At 75.3% G+C, this 7,046-nt stretch carries 10 protein-coding genes; 6 read left to right on the forward strand and 4 right to left on the reverse strand.

Annotation, left to right across the window (positions count from 1 at the left end; all coding sequences use genetic code 11):
• Together AA75_RS52930 and AA75_RS37900 are read left to right on the forward strand one after the other, a co-directional pair.
• On the forward strand, positions 1–426 hold a 426-nt coding region (locus AA75_RS52930), incomplete at its 5' end, for a TetR/AcrR family transcriptional regulator C-terminal domain-containing protein (protein WP_033824989.1).
• 108 nt (positions 427–534) lie between these two features.
• Entirely contained in the window at positions 535–756 is a 222-nt protein-coding gene (locus tag AA75_RS37900) for a hypothetical protein (protein WP_033824981.1), read from the forward strand.
• Between the two features lie 19 nt (positions 757–775).
• Here the strand turns inward: AA75_RS37900 and AA75_RS37905 are convergent, their stop codons facing one another.
• Together AA75_RS37905 and AA75_RS37910 are read right to left on the reverse strand one after the other, a co-directional pair.
• Entirely contained in the window at positions 776–2,002 is a 1,227-nt protein-coding gene (locus AA75_RS37905) for a glycosyltransferase (protein ID WP_033824982.1), read from the reverse strand.
• Between the two features lie 160 nt (positions 2,003–2,162).
• Positions 2,163–3,224: an ATP-dependent DNA ligase gene (locus AA75_RS37910; protein ID WP_033824983.1), complete on the reverse strand. Its 1,062-nt coding sequence runs from the start codon at positions 3,222–3,224 to the stop codon at positions 2,163–2,165.
• A 77-nt stretch (positions 3,225–3,301) separates the two neighbouring features.
• Between AA75_RS37910 and ligD the strand changes: the two genes are divergently transcribed.
• Entirely contained in the window at positions 3,302–4,300 is a 999-nt protein-coding gene (ligD, locus tag AA75_RS37915; RefSeq protein WP_199520512.1) for a non-homologous end-joining DNA ligase, read from the forward strand.
• Between the two features lie 41 nt (positions 4,301–4,341).
• On the opposite strand, the gene AA75_RS50310 is transcribed toward ligD, so the two are convergent.
• Positions 4,342–4,494, reverse strand: a complete 153-nt coding sequence (locus AA75_RS50310) for a hypothetical protein (protein WP_158515637.1) — start codon at positions 4,492–4,494, stop codon at positions 4,342–4,344.
• A 163-nt stretch (positions 4,495–4,657) separates the two neighbouring features.
• On the opposite strand from AA75_RS50310, the gene AA75_RS37920 reads away from it, so the two are divergent.
• Both AA75_RS37920 and AA75_RS37925 read left to right on the forward strand, forming a co-directional pair.
• Complete coding sequence (locus AA75_RS37920) at positions 4,658–5,515, forward strand: aminoglycoside phosphotransferase family protein (RefSeq protein ID WP_233289362.1); 858 nt, start codon at positions 4,658–4,660, stop codon at positions 5,513–5,515.
• A 205-nt stretch (positions 5,516–5,720) separates the two neighbouring features.
• Positions 5,721–6,125 (forward strand): cytidine deaminase, encoded by a 405-nt coding sequence (locus AA75_RS37925; protein WP_033824985.1) that lies wholly within the window; start codon positions 5,721–5,723, stop codon positions 6,123–6,125.
• 54 nt (positions 6,126–6,179) lie between these two features.
• Here AA75_RS37925 and AA75_RS37930 read toward each other — a convergent pair whose 3' ends face one another.
• Positions 6,180–6,653, reverse strand: coding sequence for a MarR family winged helix-turn-helix transcriptional regulator (locus AA75_RS37930; RefSeq protein ID WP_033824986.1), 474 nt, complete (start codon positions 6,651–6,653; stop codon positions 6,180–6,182).
• Positions 6,654–6,746: 93 nt separating this feature from the next.
• On the opposite strand from AA75_RS37930, the gene AA75_RS37935 reads away from it, so the two are divergent.
• Positions 6,747–7,046, forward strand: a 300-nt coding sequence (locus AA75_RS37935; protein WP_033824987.1) for an HGxxPAAW family protein, incomplete at its 3' end; no start/stop codon positions are given.

A 7,046-nucleotide genomic window follows, 5' to 3' on the forward strand; every position in this document is an offset into this window, starting at 1 on the left:
GCCCGCGACCTGTGGTCGACCTTCCGCCGCCATCCGTGGCTGGCCCCGGCGATGTCGCTGACCAGGCCTCAGCCGCTGCCCGGCGCGATGCCGTTCAGCGAGTGGGTGCTGGCGACGCTGGCCGGGCAGGGCCTCGACCTGCAGACCGCCTTCACCTGCTACCTGGCGCTGATCAACTACATCCGGGGCACGGCGGTCAACCTGGAGACCGAGGCCGAGGCGCAGGCCGCGACCGGCCTGGACAGCGAGGAGTGGATGGACGCCCACGAGCCCGAACTGCGGGCGGTCTTCGCCGCCGGCGGCTTCCCGACCCTGGACCGCCTCGCCACCGAGGGGTACGACTTCGACCTGGACCTGCTGTTCGAGTTCGGCCTGCAGCGCATCCTGGACGGCATCGCCGTCCTGGTCGCCACCGCCCGCCCCTGAACCGGCGCCGCGGACCGCGGCCCGCGGCCTGCAGCCGGAAAACCCGTTGCACCCGCCGCACGGTCTTGCCAAGGTACGGGCGTCCCTGCACCACGCCGAGAGGAACCCATGCCGTCACCATCCGGATTCAGCTACGACCAGCGCCCCGACGGGACCGTCGTGGTGTGGCACCACGGCAAGGTCGCCGCGAAGCTGCGCGGACCGCGCGCCGCCGAGTTCACCACCGAGGCCGAATCCGGAGACGCCCAGCTGGTGATGGCCCGGTGGACCGGCCACTACAAGCACGGCAACGAACGCACCGCCAAGCAGCACCCCCGCAACCGCCGCTGAGCGCACCGGCCCGGCCGCCTCAGACCGCTGTCCGCTCGGTGAGGCGCCGGGCGGCGGTGGCCGCACCGTCGGTGCGGACCGTCGCGGCGACGGCCCGGGCGCGGGCCGCCACCCCGGGCCGCAGCACCCGGCCGAGCGCGGCGGTCAGCGAGTCGACCGTCGGAGCACCTTTCGGGTGCGGGGTCCCGATTCCGAGCTCCCCGACCCGCCCGGCCCAGTAGTACTGGTCGTACATCTGCGGCAGGACGACCTGCGGCGCGCCGGCCCGGGCGGCCGCCGTGGTGGTGCCCGCTCCGCCGTGGTGGACGACCGCGGCGACCCGGGGGAACAGCAGCTGCTGGTTGATCTCGCCGATGGACAGGCAGTCGGCGCCGCCGTCGGCCGGCGCGAGTCCGGCCCAGCCGCGGGAGACGATCGCCCGGCGGCCCAGCGCGCGGGCGGCGCCGAGCATCGTCGCCGCGAGGTCCTGCGGTGCGCGCATACTGCCGAAGCCGAAGTACAGCGGCGGCTCGCCGCCCTCCAGGAAGGCCGTCACCTCCGCGGGCAGCGGACGCTCGTCGGTGAGCAGCCAGGCACCCGTCTGCACCACCTCCGGCCCGCCGGGACTCCCGGGCCAGGGTCCGAGCACCGGGTCGGCGGCCAGCCAGGGCCGGTCGGTGAACAGGTGGCTCCGGACGTCGTCGACCGGCGCGAGCCCGACGGCCGCCCGGTGCTCGGCGAGCGCGGCGCCGAAGGTGTCGTTGAGGTGCGCCGCGTTCTCGGCCCAGAGCCCGAGGTGGTCGGCCGCCGCCGGCGCCGGGCGCTGCCCCAGTGCGGTCAGCGGCGGCGGCGCATGGTGCGGGGAGGGCAGCGTGGTCGGGCAGTACCCCGCGTACACGTAGCCGATCCCCAGCTGCTCGGCCACCGAGCGGGCCGCGATCTGCAGCGCCCCGCCCGCCACGATGACCTCGCAGCCGTCGGCCGCCGCGGGAAGGGTGGCGAACTGGGCGTCGACGGTGGACCGGGCCAGCCGGCGCAGCTGCTCCGGCGTCGGCCGGGCCGCCGCGGGCCGGGGCCCGGAGGCGGCGGCGGTGCGCAGCTCGGGCCCGATCGGGACGAACGGGATCCCCAGGCCCTCGATCCACTCGCCGAAGTCGGGCGGCGCGCACACCCGCACCTGGTGCCCGGTCCCGCTCAGCTCCGACGCCAGCGCGGCCATCGGCTGGACGTCACCTCGAGACCCGATGGTGGACAGCAGGAAGCGCATCGGAAGGGTCCTCCTCGGCGGAGCGGTGGTGGGGTCGGGAGGATGGATTCTGGCCCACCGTGGGGGCCTTGCGGCAAGGCCCCCACCCGGCTGTAGGTTGAAAGTGGGACGAGCCCCGGGCGCAGTTCCTTCCGCCCGCTCCCCCTTGCGGTCCGAGCAGTTACGGCCCGAGCAGCTCCCCGAGGTCGTACGAGACGGGTTCCACCAGCTGCTCGTAGGTGCAGCTCGCCGGGTCCCGGTCGGGGCGCCAGCGGCGGAACTGGGTGGTGTGGCGGAAGCGGCTGCCCTCCATGTGGTCGTAGGCGACCTCGCAGACGCGTTCGGGACGCAGCGGCACCCAGGAGAGGTCCTTCTTCCCGGTCCAGCGGCTCTGGCCGCCGGGCAGCCGGGAGGCGGCCTGGGCGCTCTCCTCGGTCCACTCGGCCCAGGGGTGGCCGGTGAACGAGTCCATCCGCAACTCCTGCAGCTCCTCGACCAGTTCGCGACGCCGGGCCATCGGGAACGAGGCGCTGACCCCGACGTGCTGGAGCCGGCCGGTGTCGTCGTACAGGCCGAGCAGCAGCGAGCCGACCACCGGGCCGCTCTTGTGCTCGCGGTAGCCGGCCAGCACGCAGTCCGCGGTGCGCTGGTGCTTCACCTTGAACATGGTCCGTTCGCCGGGCCGGTACGGCGCGTCCAGCGGTTTGGCCACCACACCGTCCAGGCCGGCGCCCTCGTACTGGGTGAACCAGGTACGGGCGAGGCCGAGGTCGGTGGTGGCGGGCGCGAGGTGCACCGGGGCGGCGACACCGGCCAGGGCCTCGGCGAGGGCGGCCCGGCGTTCGGCGAGCGGCTCCTGGTCGAAGGCGCGGTCGCCGAGGGCGAGCAGGTCGAAGGCGAGGAAGGAGGCCGGGGTGCGCTCGGCGAGGGTGCGGACCCGGGAGGCGGCGGGGTGGATGCGCTCCAGCAGTTCCTCGAAGCGCAGCCGCCCGTCCCGGGCGATCACGATCTCGCCGTCCAGTACGCAGCGCTCCGGCAGCTCCCGGAGGCAGGCCGCGACCACCTCGGGGAAGTAGCGGGTGAGCGGCTTGCCGGTGCGGCTGCCGATCTCCACCTCGTCGCCGTCACGGAAGACGATCGCCCGGAAGCCGTCCCACTTGGCCTCGTACTGCATGCCGGGCGGGATCTCGGCCACGGACTTGGCGAGCATCGGCGGGACGGGCGGCATCACGGGTAGCTGCATGCTCCGATGGTGGCGGCCCGACAGCCCCTCCGCGCGCCGATACGCCCCCCTCGGCGCGCCCGGCCTAGCGTGGGGCCATGGCAGGAGCTGTGGAGCTGGAGGTGGACGGCCGGGCGGTGCGGCTCTCCAACCCCGACAAGGTGTACTTCCCCGAGCGCGGCTACACCAAGCTGGACATCGCGCGCTACTACCTGGCGGTGGCGCCCGGCGTGCTGCGCGGGCTGCGCGACCGGCCGACCACGCTGCAACGCTTCCCGGACGGGGTGACCGGCGAGTTCTTCTACCAGAAGCGCGCGCCCAAGGGCCTGCCGGAGTGGCTGCCGACGGCCCGGATCGCCTTCCCGAGCGGCCGTACCGCGGACGAGATCTGCCCGAACGAGCCGGCCGCCGTCCTCTGGGCGGCCAACCTCGGCTGCCTGACCTTCCACCCCTGGCCGGTGCGCCGCACGGACACCGAGCACCCGGACGAGCTGCGGATCGACCTCGACCCGCAGCCCGGCACCGACTTCCACGACGCGGTGGCAGCCGCCCTCGAACTGCGCGGCCTGCTGGAGGAGTACGGGCTGCGGGGCTGGCCGAAGACCTCCGGCGGGCGCGGCCTGCACGTGTACGTGCCGCTGGAGCCGCGCTGGACCTTCACCGACTGCCGGCACGCGGTGATCGCGCTCGGCCGCGAGCTGGAGCGGCGGATGCCCGGCCGGGTGACCACCGCCTGGTGGAAGGAGGAGCGCGGCGAGCGGATCTTCGTGGACTACAACCAGATGGCCCGGGACCGGACCATCGCCTCCCCGTACTCGCTGCGCCCCCGGCCGGAGGCCACCGCGTCCACCCCGCTGCGCTGGGAGGAGGTGCCGGACGTCGCCCCGACCGACTTCGACCTGCGCACGGTGCCCGAGCGGTTCGCCGAACTGGGGGACGTGCACGCGGACATCGAGCAGCACGCGTTCTCGCTGGACCCGGTGCTGGAGCTGTACCACCGGCAGGACCTCGGCGACCTGCCGTACCCGCCGGACCACCCGAAGATGCCGGGCGAGCCCGCCCGGGTGCAGCCGAGCCGGGCCAGGAAGACCACCTGACCACCTGACCCGGCCCGCCGGCCGCGCTCCCCGATCCTCCGTCAGCCGAGACGGTGGCGCGGTGCGGCGCCGGTGGGCCGGGCCGCGCCGGGCGCCCGGCGGCCGCGGTGGCGGGGTTGGCTGCCGGGGGTGAGCGCGGTGACGACGGCGGCCAGGGCGAGCGGAGCCAGCAGCAGGACCATGACGAGATTCATCGGTACTCCTCCTCTGTTCGCGTGTCCGTGACCCCACGCCTGCCCCCGCCCGCCGCCGGTATCCACCCGGGTCCCGCTCCCGCTCCGCCGGGCCGGCGGCGGGCCCTGCCAGAATCGGGCCCTGCCAGAATCGGGGGCGGACGGATCGATCGAAGGGGGAGCGGTGGAAGCGGCCGGACAGCACCCGGTGGTGGACGGCCCAGGCGCCGGGGGCGCGCAGCGGCTGGTCCGGCGGTTCGGGCCGGCGGCCCTGGCCTGGTACCGGGAGGTGCCGGACCTGGTGGCCGGGCTGGCCGAGCGCTGGGACCTGGAGGTGCTGGCCGCGGGCGGCGGCGGCACGGCGCTGCTGTACCGCTGCGCGCGCGGGCCGGACGGGACCCCGGTGTGGCTGAAGCTGACGCCTGATCCGCTGATCGCCCGCCAGGAGGCACTGGCCCTGACGGCCTGGGCCGCGGTGCCGTCGGTGGTCGGGCTGCTGGCGTACGAGCCGGCGGCCGGGGCGCTGCTGCTGGCCGGGGTCGAGCCGGGGTCGACCCTGCGCGGCCGGCCGTGGCGGACCGCCGAGGTGGGGCGGCTGCTGGCCGCCCTGCGGGCACCGGTCGGGCTGCCGCCGGGACTGCCGCGGCTGGCCGAGCGGACGGAGCTGGTGTTCGACCTGGCGCTGCGCCGGGACGTGCCGGTGGCGGAGCGCTGCCGCGGCGCCGCTCGGGAGCTGGCCGCCGGCGGCCCGGTTGCGCTGGTCCACGGCGACCTGCACCCCGCCAACGTGCTGGACGGCCCGGACGGCCCGGTCGCGATCGATCCCCGCCCCTGTCTGGGTGATCCCGACTTCGACCTGGTCGACTGGGCGGTGGCGGGGGTCGGCGGCCCGGCGGAGCTGACGGCCCGGATCGAGGAGCTGGCCGCCTTGGTGCCCGCGGCCGACGGCGACCGGGTGCTCGCCTGGTGCCGCGCGCTGGCGCCGCTGCTGCTGGCTCCCGGCCGGGACGACCCGCTGGCCCGGTACCTGGGCCTGACCTGACCTGACCGGTTCACGGCGTTCACGGCGGATGCGGGTATTGCGCGAGTGCGCCGCCCGGTCCGGCGGCGCGCCGGGAGCGATCCGCCGGGCCGGGCCGGTCGGGCGCCCTATCGTGGACGGGGCCGGCCCCGCGCGGCGCCGGTGCCCGCCCCGTTCATGTCTGCCTCGCCGCCCCCGTTCCCGCGTCCGACCAGGGAGTCCGCCCGTGAGCACAGCCGCCGACGCCGCCGACCTGGAGCTGGTCGAGGCCGCCGAGGCGGTGGTCTCCCGTTACGCGTCCGGTGACCGGCACACGGTGGCCGCCGCGGCCCGGGCCGCCGACGGACGGATCGTCACGGGGATGAACGTGTACCACTTCACCGGCGGTCCGTGTGCCGAGCTGACCGTGATCGGCGCGGCCGCGGGGCAGGGCGCGTACGACCTGGTCACCATGGTCGCGGTCGCCGACGGTGAGCGGGGGGTGATCCCGCCGTGCGGCCGCTGCCGGCAGGTGCTGGCCGACTGCTTCCCCGACATCCGGGTGATCGTGGGCGCGCCCGGCGGGCCCCGGTCGGTCGGGATCGCCGAGCTGCTGCCGGCGCCGTACGACTGGGCGGCCGCGCGCGAGTAGCCGGGGGTATCGCCGGTTGCCGCGGGCGGGCGGCGGCATCCGGGGCAGGCGCGGTCAGCCGTGCCGGATCTCCTCCAGGCGGGTGCGCATCAGGTCGGTGGTGCGGGTGAACCAGTCCGTCAGGACCGCGACCTCGTCCGGGGTGTAGTCGGCGAACAGCGCGTTCAGCCGCTCGTAGAACGGCTGGTAGAGCTCCATCACACGGAGGTTGGCGGTCTCCTCGGGGACGATCCGCACCCGTCGGCGGTCCGCCGGATCGGCCTGCCGGTGGGCGTACCCGGCACGTTCCAGCCGGTTGACGACGCCGGTGACGGCGCCGGTGGTCAGCCCGGCGCGGGCGGCGAGCTCGCCGGCGGTGATGGGCTGTTCGCCCGCGCCGATGACGTGGCCGAGGCAGGTGAGGTCGGTGCTGCTCAGCCCGAGCCGCTGCGCCATGTCCTGCTGCCCGATGTGGCTGAGCGCGATCAGCTGGTCCATGCCCGCGAGTGCCTGTGCGGCCGTCGCCGCCGGACGGGGCTTGCCCTGCATGCGGATTCCTCTTAGTCTCTAAGATACTTAGCTCGTGAGATAAACGGTCTCTCCAGCCTACGTGCCATGCCCCCACATCCCCCGGAGGAAGCGATGAGTGCCCTGCACGGCAGCCACGACATGGGCCACACCGTCGCCGGGTGGACCGGCACGGCGGTCGCGTTGACCGGCTTCACGGTGGCCGGGGTGGCGCTGTGCGCCGGGTCGGTGGCGGGCCTGTGGCTCGGGGGCGCGCTGGCCGTCCTGGCCGCCGTCGTCACCTGGGTCCTGCACCTGGCCGGCTGGGGCAAGCCCAGCGGTCCGCGCCCGGAGCAGCAGTGGCCGTGGCGGGTGCGGGACACCATGACCGCCCACGCCGACTGCCTCGGCTGCCGCCTGGCCGGCCGGAGCCGC

This window comes from Kitasatospora sp. MBT63 (genome assembly GCF_000710465.2).
Lineage (GTDB): Bacteria > Actinomycetota > Actinomycetes > Streptomycetales > Streptomycetaceae > Kitasatospora.